Consider the following 21272-nt stretch of genomic DNA (forward strand, 5'->3'; position numbering starts at 1 on the left):
AGAACCTACCCGGCGCCCTTGTCGGCCGTGCGGCGGCCCCAACTGGTGCCCGCGAGCACGAGGATCGCGCCCGCGAGGCCGAGGGCGCCGGGGCGGTCGCCGGCGAGGGCGATGCCCGCGGCGGCGGCCCAGAGCGGCTCGGTGCCGAGGAGGAGGCTGACCCGGGAGGGTGAGGTGCGGCGGACGGCCCACATCTGCACGAAGAAGGCGAAGAGCGTGCAGAAGACGGAGAGGAAGAGGAGCCCGGCCCACTCGCGCGGACCGAAGTCGAGGGCGACGGCCCAGGGCGAGGCGCCGGTGCCGGGGAGGGCGGCGATGACGGCGAACACGGCGACGGCGGAGCCGAGCTGGACGGTGGTGAGGGAGAGCGAGTCGGCCGACCGGACCGCCTTGATCCGGGACATGGCCAGGACGTGGACGGTGCGGGCGAGGGCGGCGAGCAGCATGAGCAGATCGCCGGGGGAGGGGGCGGTGAAACCTCCGCCCTGGGTCAGCAGGACGACACCGGTGACGGAGAGCGCGGCGGCGGCGAGGAAGGCGCGGGGCGGGAGGACGCGGGTGACGGCGGCCTCGGCGAGCGGGGTGAAGATCATGGTGAGGCTGATGATCAGGCCCGCGTTGGTGGCGGAGGTGTGGACGACGCCGTACGTCTCCAGGAGGAAGATCCCGCCGAGGATCAGCCCGAGGGTCGTGGCGCCGCGCCACTGGGCCGCGCTCAGGGCCCGGAGCCTGCTCCACCCCGCGGCGACGAGGACGGGCACCACCACGGCGAACCGCAGCACGAGGACCGCGATGACGGTGTGGCCGGTGGTGATGCCCTTGGCCGCGAGATAGCTGGTGCCCCAGACGAGGGCGACGAGCAGGACGGGCAGGTCGGTGAGCCAGGCGCGGCGCGGGGCGCCGAGGGACACGGGTGCGGCGATCGAGGACATCGCGGGCCGGTTCTCCCACTCTTCCGAAGGGGTGGAGACTTCGACGGCTCGCACTCGGGGCGATCACCGTAACCGGGACGGGCCCGTGGTGGCTACACCGTTCTTCCGGTACGGGTCAGTAACTGCCGTACGTGGGGCGTCCGGCCAGTTCGTACGTGTGGAGGGCGACGCCCGCGGCGGTGGTGCGTGCGTCGGTGAGGCGGAAGGCGGTGGGGCGGACCCCGTCGGTGAAGAGGCGGCGGCCGGTGCCCAGGACCACGGGGAAGACGTGCAGGTGGAGGACGTCGATGAGGTCGTGGTCGAGGAGGGTCCGGGCGAGGCCCGCGCTGCCGTGCATCTGGATCTCGCCGTCGGTGCGCTCCTTGAGGGCGGCGACCTCCTTGACGACGTCGCCGCGGAGCAGGGTGGTGCCCTCCCAGTCCGCGGAGGTGAGGGTGGTGGTGGCGACGTACTTGGGGAGGGCGTTGAGCTTGGAGGCGACGGGGTCGGCGGGGTCGGTGTGCCGGGGCCAGTAGCCCGCGAAGATGTCGTAGGTGCGGCGGCCGAGGAGGAAGGCGGTCGGGCGGGCGAAGATCTCGGTGATGCGCCGTCCGAAGTCCTCGTCGCCGAACGGCACGGACCAGCCGCCGTGCTCGAAGCCGTCGCTGGGGTCCTCCTCGGGGCCGCCGGGTGCCTGGACGACGCCGTCGAGGGTGAGGAACTGGGTGAGGCTGAGGGTGGCCATGGCGGGGTGCCCTTCCTTGTTCTCCGGACCATCGTGTCTCACCCCTTCCGACTCCACCGCCCGGCGGAAGTCATCGGCGGACGGGGCGGTGTCCCGCCGGCCGGGTCGGCGTCCGATTCCCGCCAGCGTTCGGACGCCCCGCCGACTTTCATTGAACCCGCAACCAGTTGGTACTTCTCACGGAGGTTTCGGGATGTCCACGATGAACGGCACGGCGGTCCTGGTGACGGGCGGCAGCCGGGGGATCGGCGCGGCGACGGCGGTGCGGCTGGCCCGGGAGGGAGCCGACGTGGCCTTCACCTACGTCCAGGGCGAGGCGCGGGCCAAGGAGGTCGCCGCGCGGATCGAGGCGGCCGGCCGCAAGGCGCTGCCCCTGCGGGCCGACGCGGCCGACGCCGGGGACGCGGCGGGCGCGGTGGAGTGGGCGGCGGACGCCCTCGGCCGCCTCGACGTCCTGGTGAACAACGTCGGCGCCGGCGTCCTCGGTCCGCTGGAGTCGCTCTCCCTCGCGGACGTGGACCGGGTCCTGGACGTCAACGTGCGGGCGGCGTTCCTCGCCTCGCAGGCGGCCGCGGCGCGGTTCTCCGAGGGCGGCAGGATCATCACGATCGGCACCTGCATGACCCAGCGGGTGCCGGGCCCCGGCGGGAGCCTCTACACGATGAGCAAGGCCGCGCTGATCGGCCTGACGAAGGCGCTCGCCCGGGAGCTGGGCGGGCGCGGCATCACGGCGAACATCGTCCACCCCGGTCCGGTCGACACCGACATGAACCCGGCGGACGGGCCGTACGCGGAGGGGCAGGCGGCGATGACGGCGCTCGGCCGCTTCGGCACCCCGGACGAGGTGGCGGCGATGGTCGCCTTCCTGGCGGGGCCCGGCGGGCGGTACGTGACGGGCGCCGAGTTCTCGGTGGACGGCGGGCACGCCGCGTAACGCCTCGTCCGAGGGACCCGGCGAGCGAGCCGAAGGGCGCCGCCGGGGGAACGGCCCCGAGCGCGCGGAGCCTCCCGAGGAACGAGGGAGGCGAGCACGGTCGGGGCCGTGAGCCCGGCTCCAGGCGCCCGGAGGCGAGCCGAGCCGTAAAAAAAGGGGGTGGCGCGAGGGCGCACCGGTGCTGTCGGGTCGGTGCGCCCTCGCGGGCCGGGCGGGGTGTCGTGCCCGCCCAGTCGGTGGAGGAGTCGGTCAGCCGCCGAGCTCCTGGTGGCGGGCGGTCAGCCGCGCCGCGCCGGCCTCCGTGAGGGAGCCGAAGAGACGGAGGCGGGAGATGCCGCCGTCCGGGTAGATGTCGATCCGGACGCGGGAGCCGACGGCCGGGGTGTCGAGCACGAACCGGTGGTTGGTGTCGGGCTGGAGGCGGGTCCGGGGCAGGATCTCGGTCCACTCCTCGGAGCCCTCGGCCGCGACGGAGAGGGCGGCCCAGCCCGCGCTGTTGCCCTTGAGGTAGGCGGTGTCGATCTCGACGGCGCGGATCTCGGACTCGGCGACCAGGCCGTAGCGGATCCAGTCGTTGCCCTTGTCGCGGCGGCGGCGGGTCTCCCAGCCGTCGTCCATCTTGCGGGAGCGGCCCGGCTGGATGGTGTTGGTGGCCGGGGAGTAGAAGCGGTCCGAGGCGTCCTCGACCTGGCCGCCGTTCTCCAGGGCCGCGAGGTCGAAGGTGCCGAGGACGCCGAGCCACGCCGGGTCCGGGGCGACCTCGCCGTAGACGCGGAGACGGGCGATGCCGCCGTCGGGGTGCTGGTTGACGCGCAGGTGCGTGAAGCGCTGCTCGACGTCGACGGCGAAGCCGTTGGCGGCGTGGCCGCCGACCGCGGTGCGCGGGACCAGCGTCGTCCACTTCACGTCGTCGGCGAGGAGCTCCTCGGGCGAGGGCGAGCCGGCCACGGAGGTGGCCTCGACGGAGACGGCCTGCGGGTAGTTGCCGCGGAAGTGGGCGGTGTCGACGACGATGCCGCGGACGACGCCGGGCGCGCCGAGGCGGACGAGGGCCCAGTCGTGGTCGTCCTCGGTGGGGTGCGGCTGCTGGGCCGATACACCGCGGCGGCGGCGGGTCTCCCAGCCGTCCATGATCTTGCCCTTGTGGCCGAAGTGCTCGGGGTCGAACTCGGCGGCCTCGGGCTTGAGCAGGTTCTCGCGCTCGGCGAAGAACTCGTCGTTGGCCGCGATGACGCCCGCGCCCAGGCGCCGGTCCGCGAGGTCCGCGTACTGGGTGAAGGGGAAGTCGGCCGTCCGGTAGTCGGCGTACGGGTCGCCGCCGCCGTAGGGGCTCGCGTCACCGGTGAAGCTGGGTACGGACGACACGTCAGTTGTTCCTTTCGAGGAGGCGGCCGGAGGGCTCGGCGAGGGTGCCGTGGTCGGCGATCCGCTCTCCACGCAGCCAGGTGGAGGTGACGACGCCGCTGAGGGTCTTGCCCGCGTAGGCGGTGATCCGGTTGCGGTGCTGGAGCTCGGCCGGGTCGACGGTGAAGGTGGCGTCGGGGGCGAGGACGGCGAAGTCGGCGTCGCGGCCGGCCTCGATGGCGCCCTTGCGGGTGAGTCCGGCGAGCCGGGCCGGGCCCTCGGACATCCAGCGGACGACGTCCTCCAGGGTGTGGCCGCGGCGGCGGGCCTCGGTCCAGATGGCCGGCAGGCCGAGCTGGAGGGAGGAGATGCCGCCCCAGGCGGAGGCGAAGTCGGGGGTCTTCAGGTCTGCGGTGGACGGGGAGTGGTCGGAGACGATGCAGTCGATCGTGCCGTCCGCGAGCCCCTGCCACAGGGCGTCCTGGTTCGAGGCCTCGCGGATGGGCGGGCAGCACTTGAACTCGGTGGCGCCGTCCGGGATCTCCTCGGCGGTGAGCGTGAGGAAGTGCGGGCAGGACTCGACGGTGATCTTCACGCCCTCGGCCTTGGCGGCGGCGAGGACCGGCAGCGCGTCCGAGGAGGAGAGGTGCAGGACGTGGACGCGGGCGTTGAGCCGGCGGGCCTGGTTGATCAGGTTCTCGATGGCCGTGTTCTCGGCGTCCCGGGGGCGGGAGGCGAGGAAGTCGGCGTAGGCGCCGCCCGACCGCTGGGGCGCGGCGGCGAGGTGGTGCGGGTCCTCGGCGTGCACGATCATCAGGCCGTCGAAGCCGGAGATCTCGGCGAGCGAGTTGGCCAGCTGCTCCTGGTCGAGCTCCGGGAACTCCTCGACGCCGGAGGGCGAGAGGAAGCACTTGAAGCCGAAGACGCCGGCGTCGTGGAGGGGGCGCAGGTCCTTGACGTTGTCGGGCAGGGCGCCGCCCCAGAAGCCGACGTCGATGTGGGCCTTGCTGCGGGCGACCTCCTGCTTGACGCGCAGGTTCTCCACGGTGGTGGTCGGGGGCAGCGAGTTGAGCGGCATGTCGAGCAGGGTGGTGATGCCGCCGGCGGCGGCCGCGCGGGTGGCGGTCCAGAAACCCTCCCACTCGGTGCGGCCCGGGTCGTTCACGTGGACGTGGGTGTCGACGAGCCCGGGGAGGACGACGTCGTCGCCGACGTCCTCGAGCCGGGCGCCTGCGGGCACCTCGGCGTCGTACGGCAGCACGGCCGCGATCGTCCCTCCGGAGACGGCGATCGACGCCGGGCGCGTCCCCTCGGGGGTGATGACGCGTGTCGAGCGCAGGACCAGGTTGACGTCCACCCGTACCCCTTCTTCAAGCACTTCAACGGAATTTCAACGAACTGTTGAAAAGGAGTCTTCACTTCCGAGCGAGGGGTCGTCAAGGGCACACTTCCAGCATCGGGCGCCGGTGGACCCGACTTAGATGTTTCCACAAAGTGGAATGGAAATTTCGTACAGTAGAACGTAGCTCCACACATGCGAGCCGGACCCGGACCGCTCCGGGCCGTCACCGACACCGGACAAACACCCCCTGACCGGCGCTGACGCCGGTACCGGGACCATGTACCCCGGCCGGCGGCCCGGTAGGCTGCTGCCTTGCCCGCCTGCCCCGAAAGGACCGTTGACGTGCCGACGTCCAGCGCCAGCACCACCGACGCCGCCAAGCCCGCCGCGAGCGGCGGCGTCCAGTCCCTTGAGCGCGCCTTCGACCTCCTGGAGCGGATGGCCGACGCCGGGGGCGAGGTAGGGCTGAGCGAGCTCTCCGCCAGCAGCGGACTCCCGCTCCCCACCATCCACCGCCTGATGCGCACCCTCGTCGCCTGCGGCTACGTGCGGCAGCAGCCCAACCGCCGCTACGCCCTCGGCCCCCGGCTCATCCGGCTCGGCGAGTCCGCCTCCCGCCTCCTCGGCACCTGGGCCCGCCCCTACCTGGCGCGGCTCGTCGAGGAGACCGGCGAGACCGCGAACATGGCGCTGCTCGACGGCGACGAGATCGTGTACGTCGCGCAGGTGCCGTCCAAGCACTCCATGCGCATGTTCACCGAGGTCGGCCGCCGGGTCCTGCCGCACTCGACCGGCGTCGGCAAGGCGCTCCTGGCGCACACGCCGGCGGAGGAGGTCCGGGCGCTGCTCGCCCGCACCGGCATGCCGGCCGCGACCGAGAAGACCATCACCACGCCGGACGGCTTCCTCGACGCGCTCGTGGCGGTCCGCGAGACGGGCTACGCGGTCGACGACAACGAGCAGGAGATAGGGGTCCGCTGCCTCGCGGTCTCCGTACCCGACTCCCCCACCGCGGCGGCCATCTCCATCTCGGGCCCGGCGGGCCGGGTCACCGAGGCGGCCACCGAGAAGATCGTCCCGATCCTCCAGGAAGTGGCCCGCGAACTGTCGACGGCCCTGGCGAACACCTCGGGCAACGGCCAGGGCTGAGCCCCGGGACGCCTCCCGGGCCCGTCGCCGCGGGGCGGGCCGGGGGGGGGGCGAAGACGCACGCGAGCGCGAGGGCCGTCGGGCCGTCGGCCCCGAAGCCGTGCGTCAGGGCCGGGGAGCACGCGGTGACACCAGCCCCGACCCGTAGGCGAGGACGCGACCATGCGCACCCCGGCCGGAGCCGGATCGGCGGCGCTGCGCCGGGTCGGCTCGACGCCGTCCACGACGGGCATCCGGATGTCCACCGGCGCGATGTCCGGCAGGCGCTCCTCCGCCAGAACCAGCCCCTCCCGGCCGCCGTCCGATGGCCGACCGCGCACAGCCCGGTCACGACCAGGACGGCGACCGGAGCGCGCCGGCGCGCGGCCGGGGCCGGTCCGCCGGCGGCGAGGAGCCCGAGGCCCAGGAGGTCGAGGCCGCCGGCCGCGTGCCCCCGGAAGCCCCGGTGAGCAGCAGAGCCCCGTCACGCCCACGGCGGTCGCCGCGTCGACGACGCCGTCCGGGACACCGAACCGTCCTCTGACCACGCGCGCGCCCCGGCCGCGCGGAAGGGGTGGGCGGATCCCGCCCGCGGAGGAGCCGCGACTACCGCGGACGCGGTAGTCGCCGCCGTTCCTGCCGCGCCCGCGGCAGCGCGAAGTGACCGCGCCCGCCGGACGACGCGCGGCCGGTCCGGCGGCCATGCTCGGACCGTCCCGTTCCCCGCGGAGAAGGAGCACCCCATGTCGGTCCGCACCGTACTCGCCCTGACCGGAGCCGCCCTGATCGGCGGCCTGGCGCTCGCCGTGCCGGCGGCCGCCGAAGCCTCCGTCCCGCCGGTCGCCGCGAGCGTCTACACCCTGAGCGTCGGTCGCGTCGGGGCCTCGTCGGCCGCGCTGGTCGGCCTCCTCGGCGTGGTCGCCGGCGGCCTGGCGCCGACCCGCTCGGCGGGCCCGGGGCGCGTCCGCGCCTGGGCCCGCCGGAACGGTTCCGTCACGGCCCTCGTGGCCGGGCCGATCGCCGTGGCCGTCGGGACGGCCGTCGCGGTCACCGCCGACGGCGGCCTCGGCACCGGCAACGGCCTCGGCGGCGCGTACGTCGCCGTGCTGGTGGGCCTGGCCTCGGTCGCCGTGGGGTGGCGGTCCCGCTCCCGGTCCCGCCGGGCCGGATGACGGCCCGCCTCAGGCCCGCACCGACTCCGCCAGGCGGCCGTCCTGGACCGTCACCGTGCGGTCCGTGCGGGCCAGGTGCGTGCGGTCGTGGGTGACCAGGACCGTCGCCGTCCCGCGCTCGGCCGTCAGCGCGGCGAGGAGGTCCATGACCGCCGCCCCCCGCTCGTGGTCCAGGGCGCTCGTCGGCTCGTCGACCAGGAGGACGGACGGCTCGTTCATCAGCGCCCGCGCGATGTTCACGCGCTGCCGCTGGCCGCCCGACAGCTGGTGCGGCCGCCGGTGGGCCCGGTCCGCGAGGCCCACCGCGTCGAGGAGGTCCAGGGCCCGGTCCCGTACCGCCTTCGGAGGACGTCCCGACAGATGGGCCATCACCTGGAGCTGCTCCACCGCGCTCAGCGAGGGCAGCAGGTTCGGCTGCTGGAAGACGATCCCGATGTGCTCCCGGCGCAGCTCCGCCTTGGCGGCGGGGGTGAGCGCCCCCGTGTCCGTCCCGGCGACGACGACCCGCCCCTCGTCCGGGGTCACCAGGGTGGCGGCGACCGCGAGGAGGCTGGACTTGCCGGAGCCGGAGGGCCCGACGACGGCGGTGAGCGTGCCGGCGGGGACGGTCAGGGAGACGGCGTCGAGGGCGGTGAGCCGGCCGTCGCCGTCGGGGTAGGTGAGGGTGACGGCGTCGAGGACGAGGCTCATCGGGCGCTCCCGAGGGCGGTGAGGGGGTCGACGGCGGTGATCCGCCGGATGGACAGGGCGGCGCCGAGGACACCGAGGACGACGATCACGGCGGCCGGCCCGAGGACGGTGAGCGGTTCGAGGACGAAGGGCACGTTCCCGCCGCTGACGAGGGCGCCGATGCCGACCGCGAGCGCGGTGCCGAGCAGGGTGCCCGCGGTGAGCATGAGGACGGCCTGCCCGAGGGCGTCCCTGAGGAGGTACGGGGTGGAGGCGCCGAGCGCCTTGAGGACGGCGACGTCGCCGCTGCGCTGGATGGTCCAGACGGTGAAGAAGGCTCCTATGACGAGCGCGGAGATGGCGAAGAGGAAGCCGCGCATCAGCTGCAGCGAGCCGTTCTCGGCCTGGTAGGACCCTATGGCGGTGAGGGCGCCGTCAAGGGTGCGGGCCTCGGTGCCGGCGGCCCTGTCACCGGCCGCCCAGTCGACGCCGTCGCCGCTCAGCGCGATCACGGTGGCCTGTTCCCCCGCTGCGGAGCCGTTGTGGCCGAGCTTCTGCCAGTCGTCGAGGGAGGTCCACACCACGGGCGTGTGGCTGTACGAGGCGTCGCCCGCGACCGCGGCGACGGTGACCTCCAGCGGGCCGAGGCGGACGCGGTCGCCGGCCCCCACGGCCAGCTCCCGGGCCGCCGACTCGGACAGGACGGCCTTGCCCGTGCCGACGGCGGCGGGGGCGAGTCCCGCGCCCGGTTCCGTGCCGAAGGCGGAGACGGCGGCGGTGCGGTCCCCGGCGGCGGCGTTGAGGGTGCGGATGCCGAGCGGATCGGCCTCTGTCACCCCGGGCCGCTCCGCCCAGCCGCGCCACTGCTCCTCCGCCACCGCCGAGTTGGTGAAGGAGACCGACTGCCCGGACGGCGGCGCCGCGAAGGCCAGCCGGTCGGCGGGCAGACCGGTGATCGCGGAGATGTTCTCTCGCGCGAGTCCGGCGGTCAGCCCGGACAACAACCCCACGAGCAGGGTGATCAGCACGATCACGGTGCCCATGAGGGTGAAACGCCCCTTGGCGAATCTCAGGTCTCTCCATGCCACGAACATGCTGACCAGAGTGGTCGGCGAGGGGCCCCGCGGGCATCGCGCCACGGATGGCTCCGTAATCAAACTTTCGGTTGAGTCCGGATCGTGGCCCGCTGTCTACGCTGGTGGGACCATGGATCCCCGCTCCCTCACCCCCGCCCTGCGCGCGCTGCGCCTCTGTCTGCACCTCCTCATGGCGGGGCTGCTCGTCCTCGCGGCGGTGCGGGCGGACTCGGCCGCCGGGACGGTGGCGGCGGTGGTCACGGGCGCGGTCTACGCGGCCGGCTCGTACCTGCCGTCCGTGCGGAGCTCGCAGCGGGCCGCCGCCGTGTGGCTGGCGGTCCTCGGGGCGTCCTGGCTCGGGCTGCTCTGGATCACCCCGGAGGCGCTCTGGCTGGCCTTCCCCCTGTACTTCCTCCAGCTGCACCTGCTGCCCACGCGGTGGTCACTGCCGGCTGTGGCGCTGACGGCGGGCGCGGCGATCCTCTCGTACGTGGGACACGGCGCCGCGCTCAATCCGGGGGTGTTCATCGGACCGCTGCTCGGCGCCGCGGTCGCGGTGGCGACGGTCCTCGGCTACCAGGCGCTGTACCGGGAGAGCGAGCGGCGGCGCCGGCTCATCGAGGAGCTGATCGCGACACGGGCGGAGCTGGCGGCGGCGGAGCGGCACGCGGGGACGCTCGCCGAGCGGGAGCGGCTCGCGCGGGAGATCCACGACACGCTCGCGCAGGGCCTGTCCTCGATCCAGCTGCTGCTGCGGGCGGCCGAGCGGGTGCTCCCGCCGGACTCCCCCGCCGCCGGCCACATCGGCCGGGCCCGCGAGGCGGCGCAGGACAACCTGGCGGAGGCGCGGCGCTTCGTCCGGGCGCTCTCGCCCCCGGACCTGGAGCACGGCTCCCTCGCGGCGGCGCTGGAGCGGCTGTGCGAGCCGGTCACCGGCGTGGCCCCGGGAGCGGGGCCCCGGGTGCGGTTCTCGGTGAGCGGCACGCCGGTGGAGCTGCCGACCCCGTACGAGGTGGCGCTGCTGCGGATCGCGCAGTCGGCGCTCGCGAACACGGTGCGGCACGCCTCGGCCTCGCGGGCGGAGATCACCTTGTCGTTCATGGACGCGTCGGTGACCCTGGACGTGGTCGACGACGGCCTGGGCTTCGAGCCCGCGTCCGTGCGCCCCTCCTCCGACGGCGGCTTCGGCCTTCCGGCGATGCGCTCGCGGGCGGAGTCGCTGGGCGGCACGTTCACCGTCGAGTCGGCGCCCGGCCAGGGCACCGCCGTCGCCGTCTCCCTCCCCCTCCCCGCTGGAGCGTCCGCATGACCATCCGACTCCTCCTCGCCGACGACCACCCGGTGGTCCGGGCGGGCCTGCGCGCGGTCCTCGACACCGAGCCCGACTTCGCGGTGGTCGCGGAGGCGGCCACGGCCGAGCGCGCGGTGGAGCTGGCCGCCGCCGGGGGCGTGGACGTGGTCCTGATGGACCTGCAGTTCGGCGCCGGGATGCACGGCTCGGAGGCGACGGCGGCGATCACGGCGGCGCCGGACGGGCCGAAGGTGCTGGTCCTGACGACGTACGACACGGACGCGGACATCCTGGCGGCGGTGGAGGCGGGCGCCTCCGGCTACCTCCTGAAGGACGCGCCGCCGGAGGAGCTGGCGGCGGCGGTCCGGACGGCGGCGGCCGGCCAGTCGGCCCTCGCACCGGCGGTGGCGCACCGGCTGATGGACCGCATGCGGACGCCGGCGGAGGCCCTGACCAAGCGCGAGCTGGAGGTGCTCCAGCTGGTGGGCGAGGGCCTGTCGAACCAGCAGATCAGCAAGGCGCTGTTCCTGAGCCAGGCGACGGTGAAGTCCCACCTGGTGCACGTCTTCGCGAAGCTGGGCGTGGACTCGCGCACGGCGGCGGTCGCGGCGGCGACGGCACGGCGGCTGATCAGACGGTGAGGCCGTCGGGCCGGCCGTCGGCCGAGGCGTCGGCCCGGGCGGCCATCAGGTCCTGGAAGGACCGCATGCACGGCAGGCAGTGCCGGTCCGTCCGCATCCCGTCCGCGCCACGGTCGACGGTCTGACCGCAGAGGCTGCTGTCCGCCTGCTTGGCGATCACGTGCCAGACCAGGAGTCCGCTGGAGTCGTCGGGCGCGATGTGCATCTCGTACATGGCAGGTTCCGTTCTCTGGGGGTCCGGGTTCCCACCCAACTCGTGCCCGGCGGCACCGGCGCGGCAGCCAGGTCAAGTGGGTGAAGCCGGACCCCCGCCCCCGAGCGGGGACCGGCTCACGCGGGCTTCGCGGCGGTGCGCCTGGTCTTGGCGGGTGCCGCGGCCTTCCGTCGCCGGGCGGGTGCGGGCTGTCCGCTCCCGGCCTCGGCCCTCTTCGCCTCGGCCTTCTTCGGCGCGGGCTTGGGCCTCGGCTCCGGCTCGGGCTGTTCCGCCCCGTCACCCTTCCCCCTGGGGGCGGCCGTGTCGCGCGAGCCGCCGCCCGTCCGCCACTTCAGCTCGATCTCCAGCTCGATCTCGCCGTCGCCGACCTCGAACTCCACCTCGCTGCGGAGTCTGTCGGGCACCCGCAGGCTCAGCACCCCGGGCCCCAGCGGGACCTCGGCCTCCTCACCGGCCCTGAGCGCCTCGGCGAGCGCCTCCAGCTGGTCGGCGGCCTCGGTACGGGTCAGGGAGCTCTTCTGCTCGAACTTGAGGTCCTTCACGGCTGCCTCCCGGCGATGGAACCCTCGTCCTCGCCCCTGTCGACGCACAGGGCCCAGATGATGAAACCGGACATCACGATCACGATGACGGACCACCACGGGTAGTACGGCAGCGACAGGAAGTTGGCGATGATCACGAGCGCGGCGATGCCGACGCCGGTGTACCGCGCCCAGGCGGACGCCGCGAAGAGTCCGAAGCTGACCAGCAGGGCGACGATGCCCAGGCCGAGATGGACCCAGCCCCAGCCGGTGAGGTCGAACTGGAAGACGTAGTGGGGCGTGCTGACGAAGACCTCGTCCTCGGCGATGGCCATGATCCCGCGGAAGATGCCGAACAGTCCCGCGAGGGCGAGCATGACGGCGGCGAAGACCCGCAGGCCCCCGGCCCAGGCGTATTTCGCCGATGAGGGGTGAGCGGTGTGCGTGGCGTTCATCATCGTCTCTCCTTCTCCCCGGCCCGTCTCACTGAGGGGCCGTGGTGGCGCCGGCGGGCGTGGACGGGCGGTCGTCGTTCAGGACGAGGGCCTTGGCCCGCTGGAACTCCTCCTCGCTGATGTCGCCCCGGCTGCGGAGGTCGGCGAGCCGGCCGAGTTCCTCGGTCCGGCTGGGGCGGCCGCCGCCGGCGGTCTCGCGGACGTAGGCGTCGAAGGCCTGCTGCTTCTCGCGGGCGTGGTCGATCTCCCGGCGGCCCATGCTCTTGCCGCGGGCGATCACGTAGACGAGCACGCCGAGGAACGGCAGCAGGATGACGAACGCCATCCAGCCGGCCTTGCCCCAGCCGCCCATGGTGTCGTCGCGGAGGATGTCGGCGATGATCCGGAAGAGCAGGATGAACCACAGGACCCACAGGAAGAGCCACAGCATGGTCCAGAACATGCTCAGCAGCGGGTAGTCGTAGGCGAGGTACATCTGTGTGTCCATGTCTCCGCTCCGTTTCCGGTTCCTTCTCCCGCCGGGCTCCCGCCGGGCTCCACGTCGGTCATTCGGGCAGCCGCCGCAGTTCCACCACGTGCAGTCCGAGGGACTGGAAGCGGGCCAGGAGCCCGTAGAGGTGGGCCTCGTCCACGAGAGGGCCGTACAGCACCGTCTGGCCGGAGATCATCACGTGCTCCAGCTCGGGGAAGGATCCGATCAGCGTCTCCGACATGAGGCCGTCGATCCGGATCTCGTACTGCATGGTCTGCCCCTCCCGTGATGGGGGTGGCTGTCACGGGGCCGGTCGGGCCCTGATGCGATGCTCCGCCCTCGCGGCTCCGGCGGCCTCACCCTGCGCGGGTGATTCAGGAGCCCTCGGGGCCGGGCTCCGGCGGCGTGGGACCCTCGGTGTCCCGGCGACGCCCCGCATCCCCGGGCCCGCCCGCCGTGGCCCCGCCCGTCCCCTGGATCCCGCCTGTCCCTCGGGTCCTGCCTGTCCCAGCAGCACCACCTGCTCCAGGGGTCCTGTCCGTCCCAGCAGCACCACCTGCCCCAGCGGCTCCGCCCGCCCCTTTGCCCCCGTCGGCGCCGGGGAGGCCGCGCGTCACCAGGAAGCTCGCCAGGGTGATGCCCCCGGTCGCGAGGACGGCCGCCTTGAGACCGTCCAGCTGGGCCGAGGCGTACGACTCGGTGACGGCGTCCACCTCGCGCGGCGGCAGTCCGGCGTCCTCCGCGGCCGAGCGGACCTGGTCGGTGGGGACGAAGCTGACCCCGGCCTCCAGGGCGACGCTCGTCTGCCGGCGCGCCTCGTCCGAGAGCCTGGGGTCGTCCTCCACCTGGGTGGTGAAGGCCTGGGCCAGGGCCCCGATCAGCAGGGATCCGATGAGGGCCGTGCCCAGCGCGGACCCCAGGTTCTGGGCGGTGAACTGCAGCCCTCCGACCTCGCTGCGCTCCCGCTCCCCCACGCTGGACTGGACGACGTTGCCCAGCTGCGAGGCGAGCAGTCCCATCCCCACGCCGAGGAGCGCCATGGCCCCGAAGAACTGGGCGTCGTCGATGACGGGGTCGATGGTGCCGAGGAGCCAGGCGATGGCGGCGAGGAGCAGCACCAGGGCCGTCCGTACGATCCGCCGCGGTCCCAGTCTGCGTCCGAGCTTCGCCGCTCCCAGGGAGGCCGCGAGCATGGTGACGGAGACCGGCAGCAGCCGCAGCCCCGTCTCGAAGGCGTCGAGCCCCTGCACCACCTGCAGGTACAGCGGGATGGTGAAGAACAGCCCCAGCAGGATGAGGTTCTGGCTCAGCAGGGTCATCAGCCCCGAACGCAGGACGGGCCGGTGGAGCAGGGCCAGATGGACCAGGGGATCGGCGCCCCGCGCCTCCCGCCTGTCCTCCCACACCCGGAAGAGGAACAGGACCACCGCTCCGGCCCCGATCACGAACAGCGTGGGGGCGAAGCCGAAGACGGTGAAGGGCGGGTTGCGCGGCTCCACCCACCCCCAGGTGCCGCTCTGCAGCACACCGAGCACGCCGAGGCCCAGACCTGCCGCCGACAGCACGGCACCGACGACGTCCAGGCCGGGGCGCCGGCCCGCCCGGGTCGGTTCCGGGATCGCCCGCCGCAGGAGCAGTACGGCCAGCACCACCACGACCTCGCCCGCGAAGACCAGGCGCCAGGTGAGGTACGTCGTCACCCAGCCGCCGAGCAGCGGACCGACCGCGATGCCCGCGCCGGCCAGGCCCCCGATGACGCCGTACGCGACGGAGCGGTCGCGGCCCCGGTAGGACTCCGCGACGAGGGCCGCCATGGACGGGAGCACCAGGGCGGCGCCGAGACCCTCGATGACCGACCATCCCAGCGCCAGGACCCACAGGGTGGGCGCGACGGCGGTCAGGGCCGATCCGACGCCGTAGACCGTCATGCCGATCAGGAAGACGCGGCGCCGGCCCAGGATGTCCCCGAACCTGCCTCCGATGATCATGAAGGCGGCCATGACCAGGGCGTACAGGGTGATGACGGCCTGGATGGCGGTCACCTCGGTGTCGAAGTCCTCCACCAGCTGGCTGATGGAGACGTTCATGACGGAGGTGTCCAGCACCATCAGGAACTGGGCCGTCCCCAGCACGATCAGAGCGCGCCACTTCTTCACGGTCGCCACCTCGCCGGGCCTGGCTGCCGGTGTCGGCGGCAGCGGAAGGGGTGAGCCCACCCCCGCCGCCATCACATCCGAAAAGGTCGCCGGCCGCCTCACCCGTCGCGGGTGAGGGGGCCGGCGGGGCCGGTGCGCCCTTCGGCGCCCGGTGTCCGGTGTCCGGTCACAGCAGCCGCAGCTCGCGGGCGCGGCGGACGGCGTCGTTGCGCCGGTGCACCGACAGCTTCCGGTAGGCGCTCTTGAGGTGGGTCTTCACCGTGTTCACGGACACGTACAGGTCGGCGGCGATGTCCTCGGTCGACATCGCCCGGGCGAGCCGCTCCAGGACCTCGCGCTCCCGTCCGCTGAGCTCCTCCACCGGCGCGACCGGCTCGGATCCGCCCGGGTCCGTCCCGCCGTACGTCTCGGGTCCGGGCAGGAGCCATCCGGCGGCCAGCGCCCGCAGCGGGGGCTCGGCCAGGAAGGGCGCGGTCCAGGGTCCGGCGTCCCGGAAGGGGCGCCTGAGCTCCTCGCCGCGGCCCTCGACGAGGGCCTGGGCGAGCATCCTGCGGGCGGTGGCGGTGTCTCCCTCCAGCGCCGCCGCCTGTGCCCGTACCAGCGCGGCCGGTACGGACACCCCCGGGCCGGGCCGCCCCTGGGCCGCGAGGCCGTCGAGCAGGCGGAGGGCCGTGCCGGGGGCGCCGGCGGCGAGGTGGGCCCGCGCCGCGCCGACGGTGCACAGCGGCTGGTCCCCGGCGACCTGACGGAGGGCTTCGAGGGCCGCGTCCGGGCGCCCCTCGGCCAGATGGGCCTCGGAGGCGGCCAGGGCGGCGCTGCCCCGCGCCCAGGGCGACGGCTCGGCGGCGGGGACGGGCCGTGCCGCGGCGGCCAGCGCCTCCCTCGTACGCCCCCGGAGCAGAAGCACGCCGGCCGTCACGGCCCGCCTGGTGGCGGCCGCCACCGGGTCCGCCGGCGGCCGGTCGGACGTCTGGGCGAGGAGGGCCTCGGCGCGGTCCGCCTCGTCCCGGTCGACGGCGACCGCGGCGAGCACCAGCTGCCCGAGTCCGGAACCCGACGGCGGGGCGAGGCCGTACCGCTCGGCCTCGGCCGTCATGGCGAGGACCCTGCGCTCCGCCGCGCCCGGCCGGCCGTCGAGGTGGTCGACGAGCGCCAGGTGTTCCAGCGCCTCCAGCCGCGGGAGGACGGTGGCCGCCGTGCGGGGGCCGCGGGCCACGGCGGTGAGGGCGGTCCGGGCCTCGTCGAGGTGTCCGGCCCACAGCCGCGAGGAGCCCACGTGGGTCAGCAGGAGGGCGCCGAGTTCCGGGTGACCGTCCAGCAGCCGGGAGGGCACCTGCGGCATCAGCCGCCGGGCCGACCGGCCGGCGCGCTCGGCCCGGTCCGCCGAGCCGGTCAGCCGTCCGGCGAGCGCCTCCAGCAGGGCGCGGCTCAGCCGGGCCGCCGGGGAGCCCCGGTCGTCGGCCGCCGGCTGCGGTGCCGCGCGGCGCAGGTGCGCCAGGCCGCCGTCGAGGTCCGAGCGGGACAGCTCGCACGCGGCGCGGACGAGGTTCAGGGCCGGGTCGGGCGTCTCTCCCTCCGTCCCCGCGAACCAGTCCACCGGCTCCCCGGAGCCGAGGCCGGTGAAGAGCTGCCCGATCGCCAGGTCCTCGACCAGGGCCCGGGCGATGTACGTCCAGTCCTGGGCGGCGGCGCCGTGGGCCAGCATCTCGGGGAGCGTGCCGGAGCGCCGCAGCCAGTGCGCGGCGCGCCGGTGCAGCTCCGGTTCGAGGCCGGGGGCGCGCCGGCGCAGATGGGCCCGCAGGATCTCCCGGAACAACGGGTGGAGCCGGTACCAGCCCTGCCCGAAGTCCTCGACGAAGGCGTTGGCGCCGTGCAGCGCGGCCAGGATCGTCGCGGCGTCGTGCCGCCGGGTCAGCTCGTCCGCCAGGTCGGGACAGAAGCGGTCCAGCACGCTGATCCGCAGCAGCAGGTCCTTCGTCTCGGGTGTCTGCCGTTCCAGCACCTCGGCCAGGAGGAAGTCGGCGATCGTGCCCCGTCCCGCCTCGAACTCCTTCAGGTAGAGCTCGGGGTCCGGGGTCGACCGCGCGGCCAGGGCGCTCAGCCGGAGACCGGCCGCCCACCCCCGGGTGCGTTCCACCAGGGCCCGGGCCACCGGGACGTCCAGTGACAGCCCGTGCCGTTCGAGGAGATCGACCGCCTCCTCGGTGGTGAAGGCCAGTTCGGCGCCCCGGATCTCGGTCACCTCACCGGTGAGGCGGTAGCGGTGGAGCGGGAGGAGGGGCTCGGTGCGGCTGACGAGGACGAGGCGCAGTCCCGGTCCCGCGTGCCGCAGGACGAACTCCAGCTGCCGCCCGACCTCGGGGTCGGTCATCCGGTCGAACTCGTCGATCACCACGACGACGGGCCGGTCGCGCCCGGCGAGTTCCCAGGCGAGTCGGCTCAGGAGCGCGTGGGAGACCCGCGTCGCGTCGGCGGGGAGGTCGACGGTGGCGGGTACCGGTGCGCCGGCGGCGTTCAGGGACTGGAGGAGGTGGGCCCAGAACATTCCCGGACCCCTGATCGCCGCGTCGAGCGTGAGCCAGGCGACCGGCCGCTCCAGGTTCGCGGCCCAGTCGGCGACCAGGAGGGTCTTGCCGGCCCCCGCGCTGCCGTTGACCACGGTCAGCGGGGTCAGCAGGGCCTGCCCGAGGTGCTCGACCAGCCGGTCGCGGCGCAGGAACGTGCCGGGGCGGCTCGGCAGGGCGAAGCGGGTCCGCAGGTACGGGTCTCCCAGCGGGTCGGCGCCGCCGGGGACCGGGGCGCCCCGCAACATCTCGTCATCCGTGGCCCCCACGTCCACCACCACCTTCCGGCCGGCCCGCCGAGACGGGACCTTCCTTCAGGATGGGAGCATTCCCTCCGGATCGGCCATCCCACAGAGGCCCGCGAACCCCTCCCGGGTACCCGGAGGTCCCGCCCCGGAGGGGCCTCTCGGGCCCTCTGCCCGGCCGCCGCGGGCCGTCGGCCCGGGCCCGGTCGCGGTCGCGGTCGCGGTCACGGATGGTCGTCGGACCGAGCACGAGCCGGTCGCGGATGACCGATCGGCCCGATCCGGTCGCGGAGAGCCGTCGAGCCGGTCGCGGATGACCGATCGGACCGGGCCCGGCCCCGGTCGCCGGCCTACTGTCCGGGCCGCGGGGGCCCGAAGAGCTCGATCGCGCGCCGGACGCCGGCGAGGCCCTCGGCGAGGGCGCTGACGGAGCCGACGGAGCCCGCGACGAGCAGCAGCGAGCGGCGCAGCCGCCGCACCTCGGGGTCGCCGCTGAGCGCCATGGCGTCAAGGGCGGCGAGCTCGTCCTCGGCGATCCCCCGGTCGGCGAAATCGACCCGGTGCGCGGCCAGTTCGCGCCGGAGCCGGGACACGGCGGCCCGCAGTTCGGCCACCCTGGGGTCCACGCCCTCGCCGGTCACTCGCCTCTGCCCCACGCTTCGCAACACGGTTCTCCCCCTCGCACCACACTGTGCGCAGAACTCCACTCCGAACACTCCGAGCCGCCCCCGGACGGCGGTCGGGCGCCGTGAGTCGCGGGCCAGTTAACTCCTTCGCCACCCCGGCGCGCCACCCTTGGTGGACGGAATTCAGGCGACCGTGTGATTCCGCCCCATGAGGTATGCAGTCCCCATGACAGCTGCAGAGGATCGAAGCCCCGTCGTCGCCGGACTGCTGCTCGCCGCAGGGGGCGGCAGGCGCCTCGGGGGGCGGCCGAAGGCCTTGCTCACGCACCGGGGACGGCCGCTGGTCGAGCACGCCGTGGAGGTGCTGCGCGGGGCCGGCTGCGAGGTGGTGCACGTGGTGCTGGGGGCCTCGGCCGATGTCGTACGGGAGCGGGCGGAGCTGCCCGGGTGCGTGCTGGTGGACAACCCGGAGTGGGCGGAGGGGATGGGCTCCTCGCTGCGGGCCGGGCTCGCCTCGCTGGCCGCCGACCCGCGCGGGCCGGCCGCGGCGCTCGTCCTGCTGGTCGACCAGCCGGGGATCGGGGTGGAGGCCGTGGCCCGGGTGCGGGCGGCGTACGGCTCGCGGGATTCGCTGGCGGCCGCCTCGTACGACGGGACGCGGGGGCATCCGGTGCTGTTCGGCGCCGGGCACTGGGCGGGGATCGCGGAGACGGCGGTGGGCGACCGGGGCGCTCGGGACTACCTGGCGGCGCACCGGGATGCGATCACCCCGGTGGACTGTTCGGATGTGGCCGAGCCCTACGACATCGACACGGAGGCGGATCTGTCCCGTCTGGAGTGAACGGCTTGGCACCGAGCGCCATGTTCTGTCGATCCGGAGAATCTCGACATCAACAAACCATTGAACTTCCACCATGAGGAAACTAGTATCCACTGTTCAGAAGCGCCTGCTCGTTCAGAAGGCGCTTGCGGCCGTATCTCGGCGCCTGCGGCACTCCGTGCCGTCCCGTGACGCCCGGCGGCCGCCTGGCACCGCCCGTGAAGTCCGCTGAAGGAAGTGACAGTTCATGTCCGCACCAGCGCCGTCCCCCCTGGCCGTCGTCGATGCCGAGCCCCTCCCGCGTCAGGAGGAGGTGCTCACCGAGGCCGCCCTGGCCTTCGTCGCCGAACTGCACCGGCGGTTCACCCCGCGCCGGGACGAGCTCCTCGCCCGCCGAGCGGAGCGTCGCGCCGAGATCGCCCGCACGTCCACCCTGGACTTCCTTCCGGAGACCGCCGCGATCCGCGCCGACGACTCCTGGAAGGTCGCGCCGGCCCCGGCGGCCCTGAACGACCGCCGCGTCGAGATCACCGGCCCGACCGACCGCAAGATGACGATCAACGCGCTCAACTCCGGCGCGAAGGTCTGGCTCGCCGACTTCGAGGACGCCTCGGCGCCGACCTGGGAGAACGTCGTCCTCGGCCAGGTCAACCTGATCGACGCGTACACCCGGAAGATCGACTTCACGGACCCGCGCTCGGGCAAGTCGTACGCCCTGAAGCCCGCCGACCAGCTCGCCACCGTCGTCATGCGGCCGCGCGGCTGGCACCTGGAGGAGCGTCACCTCACCTTCGACGGACGCCCGGTGCCGGGCGCGCTCGTCGACTTCGGCCTGTACTTCTTCCACAACGCCCAGCGCCTGATCGACCTCGGCAAGGGCCCGTACTTCTACCTCCCGAAGACGGAGTCGCACCTGGAGGCCCGCCTCTGGAACGACATCTTCGTCTTCGCGCAGGACTACGTCGGCATCCCGCAGGGCACCGTCCGCGCCACGGTCCTCATCGAGACCATCACGGCCGCGTACGAGATGGAGGAGATCCTCTACGAGCTCCGCGACCACGCCGCCGGCCTGAACGCGGGCCGCTGGGACTACCTCTTCTCCATCGTCAAGAACTTCCGTGACGGCGGAGCCAAGTTCGTCCTGCCGGACCGCAACGCGGTCACGATGACCGCCCCGTTCATGCGCGCCTACACCGAACTCCTCGTGCGCACCTGCCACAAGCGCGGCGCGCACGCGATCGGCGGCATGGCGGCCTTCATCCCGTCCCGCAAGGACGCCGAGGTCAACAAGGTCGCCTTCGAGAAGGTCAAGGCCGACAAGGACCGCGAGGCCGGCGACGGCTTCGACGGCTCCTGGGTCGCCCACCCCGACCTGGTCCCGATCGCGATGGCCTCCTTCGACGCCGTCCTCGGCGACAGGCCCCACCAGAAGGACCGCCTCCGCGAGGACGTCTCCGTCGCGCCCGGCGACCTCATCGCCATCGACTCGCTCGACGCCAAGCCCACCTACGAGGGCCTGGTCAGCGCCGTGCAGGTCGGCACGCGCTACATCGAGGCGTGGCTGCGCGGCCTCGGCGCCGTCGCCATCTTCAACCTGATGGAGGACGCGGCCACCGCCGAGATCTCCCGCTCCCAGATCTGGCAGTGGATCAACGCGGGCGTGGTCTTCGAGCACGCCGGAAAGCCCGTGAAGGCCACCCCCGAGCTGGCCCGCGAGGTCGCCGCCCAGGAGCTCGACGCCATCCGCGCCGAGATCGGCGAGGAGGCCTTCGCGGCCGGCAAGTGGCAGCAGGCGCACGACCTGCTCCTGCACGTCTCGCTCGACGCGGACTACGCGGACTTCCTCACCCTCCCCGCGTACGAGCAGCTGGTCGGCTGACTCGCCCCGTACGGCTGATCCGGCTGCCCGCACAGCTGCCGACAGCAACCCGAGCAGGGCTTCGTCC

21 protein-coding genes are annotated in these 21272 nt (G+C 73.9%); 7 read left to right on the forward strand and 14 right to left on the reverse strand.

The window, feature by feature from the left end; genetic code table 11:
- Positions 1 to 5: 5 nt before the first annotated feature.
- Together ACFYUZ_RS16640 and ACFYUZ_RS16645 are read right to left on the reverse strand one after the other, a co-directional pair.
- Positions 6 to 932: a DMT family transporter gene (locus tag ACFYUZ_RS16640; protein ID WP_389309621.1), complete on the reverse strand. Its 927-nt coding sequence runs from the start codon at positions 930 to 932 to the stop codon at positions 6 to 8.
- Between the two features lie 115 nt (positions 933 to 1047).
- The gene (locus ACFYUZ_RS16645) at positions 1048 to 1656 is read right to left on the reverse strand and encodes a dihydrofolate reductase family protein (RefSeq protein ID WP_389309623.1); all 609 of its coding nucleotides are present in this window, start codon (positions 1654 to 1656) and stop codon (positions 1048 to 1050) included.
- A gap of 193 nt (positions 1657 to 1849) precedes the next feature.
- Between ACFYUZ_RS16645 and ACFYUZ_RS16650 the strand changes: the two genes are divergently transcribed.
- Positions 1850 to 2590 carry an SDR family NAD(P)-dependent oxidoreductase gene (locus tag ACFYUZ_RS16650; protein WP_389309625.1) on the forward strand — a complete coding sequence of 247 codons (741 nt, stop codon included), beginning with the start codon at positions 1850 to 1852 and terminating at the stop codon, positions 2588 to 2590.
- Between the two features lie 249 nt (positions 2591 to 2839).
- Here ACFYUZ_RS16650 and alc read toward each other — a convergent pair whose 3' ends face one another.
- A complete protein-coding gene (alc, locus tag ACFYUZ_RS16655) occupies positions 2840 to 3955 on the reverse strand; it encodes an allantoicase (RefSeq protein WP_389309627.1) in 1116 nt (371 codons plus the stop codon).
- 1 nt (position 3956) lies between these two features.
- Positions 3957 to 5291, reverse strand: coding sequence for an allantoinase AllB (gene allB / locus ACFYUZ_RS16660; protein WP_389309628.1), 1335 nt, complete (start codon positions 5289 to 5291; stop codon positions 3957 to 3959).
- 327 nt (positions 5292 to 5618) lie between these two features.
- Here allB and ACFYUZ_RS16665 point away from each other — a divergent pair, with 327 nt between their 5' ends.
- On the forward strand, positions 5619 to 6425 hold the full coding sequence (locus ACFYUZ_RS16665) for an IclR family transcriptional regulator (protein ID WP_389309630.1): 807 nt from the start codon (positions 5619 to 5621) through the stop codon (positions 6423 to 6425).
- Positions 6426 to 7147: 722 nt separating this feature from the next.
- Positions 7148 to 7576: a DUF6223 family protein gene (locus ACFYUZ_RS16670; RefSeq protein WP_389309632.1), complete on the forward strand. Its 429-nt coding sequence runs from the start codon at positions 7148 to 7150 to the stop codon at positions 7574 to 7576.
- A gap of 9 nt (positions 7577 to 7585) precedes the next feature.
- On the opposite strand, the gene ACFYUZ_RS16675 is transcribed toward ACFYUZ_RS16670, so the two are convergent.
- Positions 7586 to 8266, reverse strand: coding sequence for an ABC transporter ATP-binding protein (locus tag ACFYUZ_RS16675; RefSeq protein ID WP_389309634.1), 681 nt, complete (start codon positions 8264 to 8266; stop codon positions 7586 to 7588).
- Positions 8263 to 9339, reverse strand: a complete 1077-nt coding sequence (locus tag ACFYUZ_RS16680) for an ABC transporter permease (protein WP_389309636.1) — start codon at positions 9337 to 9339, stop codon at positions 8263 to 8265. The genes ACFYUZ_RS16675 and ACFYUZ_RS16680 overlap by 4 nt, the downstream gene beginning before the upstream one ends.
- A 112-nt stretch (positions 9340 to 9451) precedes the next feature.
- Between ACFYUZ_RS16680 and ACFYUZ_RS16685 the strand changes: the two genes are divergently transcribed.
- Both ACFYUZ_RS16685 and ACFYUZ_RS16690 read left to right on the forward strand, forming a co-directional pair.
- The gene (locus ACFYUZ_RS16685; RefSeq protein WP_389309637.1) at positions 9452 to 10630 is read left to right on the forward strand and encodes a histidine kinase; all 1179 of its coding nucleotides are present in this window, start codon (positions 9452 to 9454) and stop codon (positions 10628 to 10630) included.
- A complete protein-coding gene (locus tag ACFYUZ_RS16690) occupies positions 10627 to 11253 on the forward strand; it encodes a response regulator (RefSeq protein WP_389309639.1) in 627 nt (208 codons plus the stop codon). The genes ACFYUZ_RS16685 and ACFYUZ_RS16690 overlap by 4 nt, the downstream gene beginning before the upstream one ends.
- Here the strand turns inward: ACFYUZ_RS16690 and ACFYUZ_RS16695 are convergent.
- The 8 genes from ACFYUZ_RS16695 to ACFYUZ_RS16730 all read right to left on the reverse strand — a co-directional run bounded on the left by ACFYUZ_RS16695 (position 11243) and on the right by ACFYUZ_RS16730 (position 18548).
- Positions 11243 to 11467: a hypothetical protein gene (locus tag ACFYUZ_RS16695; RefSeq protein ID WP_389309641.1), complete on the reverse strand. Its 225-nt coding sequence runs from the start codon at positions 11465 to 11467 to the stop codon at positions 11243 to 11245. The genes ACFYUZ_RS16690 and ACFYUZ_RS16695 overlap by 11 nt on opposite strands.
- Before the next feature lie 116 nt (positions 11468 to 11583).
- Positions 11584 to 12009: an amphi-Trp domain-containing protein gene (locus ACFYUZ_RS16700; RefSeq protein WP_389309643.1), complete on the reverse strand. Its 426-nt coding sequence runs from the start codon at positions 12007 to 12009 to the stop codon at positions 11584 to 11586.
- Positions 12006 to 12443, reverse strand: coding sequence for a hypothetical protein (locus tag ACFYUZ_RS16705; RefSeq protein ID WP_389309645.1), 438 nt, complete (start codon positions 12441 to 12443; stop codon positions 12006 to 12008). Before ACFYUZ_RS16705 ends, ACFYUZ_RS16700 begins: the two co-directional genes overlap by 4 nt.
- A 28-nt stretch (positions 12444 to 12471) precedes the next feature.
- Complete coding sequence (locus ACFYUZ_RS16710; protein ID WP_389309648.1) at positions 12472 to 12930, reverse strand: SHOCT domain-containing protein; 459 nt, start codon at positions 12928 to 12930, stop codon at positions 12472 to 12474.
- A gap of 58 nt (positions 12931 to 12988) precedes the next feature.
- Positions 12989 to 13186 (reverse strand): hypothetical protein, encoded by a 198-nt coding sequence (locus ACFYUZ_RS16715; protein WP_030693005.1) that lies wholly within the window; start codon positions 13184 to 13186, stop codon positions 12989 to 12991.
- Positions 13187 to 13289: 103 nt separating this feature from the next.
- Positions 13290 to 15071 carry an MFS transporter gene (locus ACFYUZ_RS16720; protein ID WP_389309651.1) on the reverse strand — a complete coding sequence of 594 codons (1782 nt, stop codon included), beginning with the start codon at positions 15069 to 15071 and terminating at the stop codon, positions 13290 to 13292.
- Between the two features lie 166 nt (positions 15072 to 15237).
- Positions 15238 to 17883 carry a LuxR C-terminal-related transcriptional regulator gene (locus ACFYUZ_RS16725; protein WP_389310286.1) on the reverse strand — a complete coding sequence of 882 codons (2646 nt, stop codon included), beginning with the start codon at positions 17881 to 17883 and terminating at the stop codon, positions 15238 to 15240.
- Between the two features lie 347 nt (positions 17884 to 18230).
- Entirely contained in the window at positions 18231 to 18548 is a 318-nt protein-coding gene (locus tag ACFYUZ_RS16730; RefSeq protein WP_389309654.1) for a DUF5955 family protein, read from the reverse strand.
- 184 nt (positions 18549 to 18732) lie between these two features.
- Here ACFYUZ_RS16730 and ACFYUZ_RS16735 point away from each other — a divergent pair, with 184 nt between their 5' ends.
- Positions 18733 to 19347, forward strand: coding sequence for an NTP transferase domain-containing protein (locus ACFYUZ_RS16735; protein ID WP_389309657.1), 615 nt, complete (start codon positions 18733 to 18735; stop codon positions 19345 to 19347).
- 226 nt (positions 19348 to 19573) lie between these two features.
- A complete protein-coding gene (gene aceB / locus ACFYUZ_RS16740) occupies positions 19574 to 21205 on the forward strand; it encodes a malate synthase A (RefSeq protein ID WP_389309660.1) in 1632 nt (543 codons plus the stop codon).
- Positions 21206 to 21272 lie beyond the last annotated feature (67 nt).

Origin of the sequence: Streptomyces sp. NPDC004266, from assembly GCF_042874095.1 — a bacterium.
Taxonomy (GTDB): domain Bacteria; phylum Actinomycetota; class Actinomycetes; order Streptomycetales; family Streptomycetaceae; genus Streptomyces.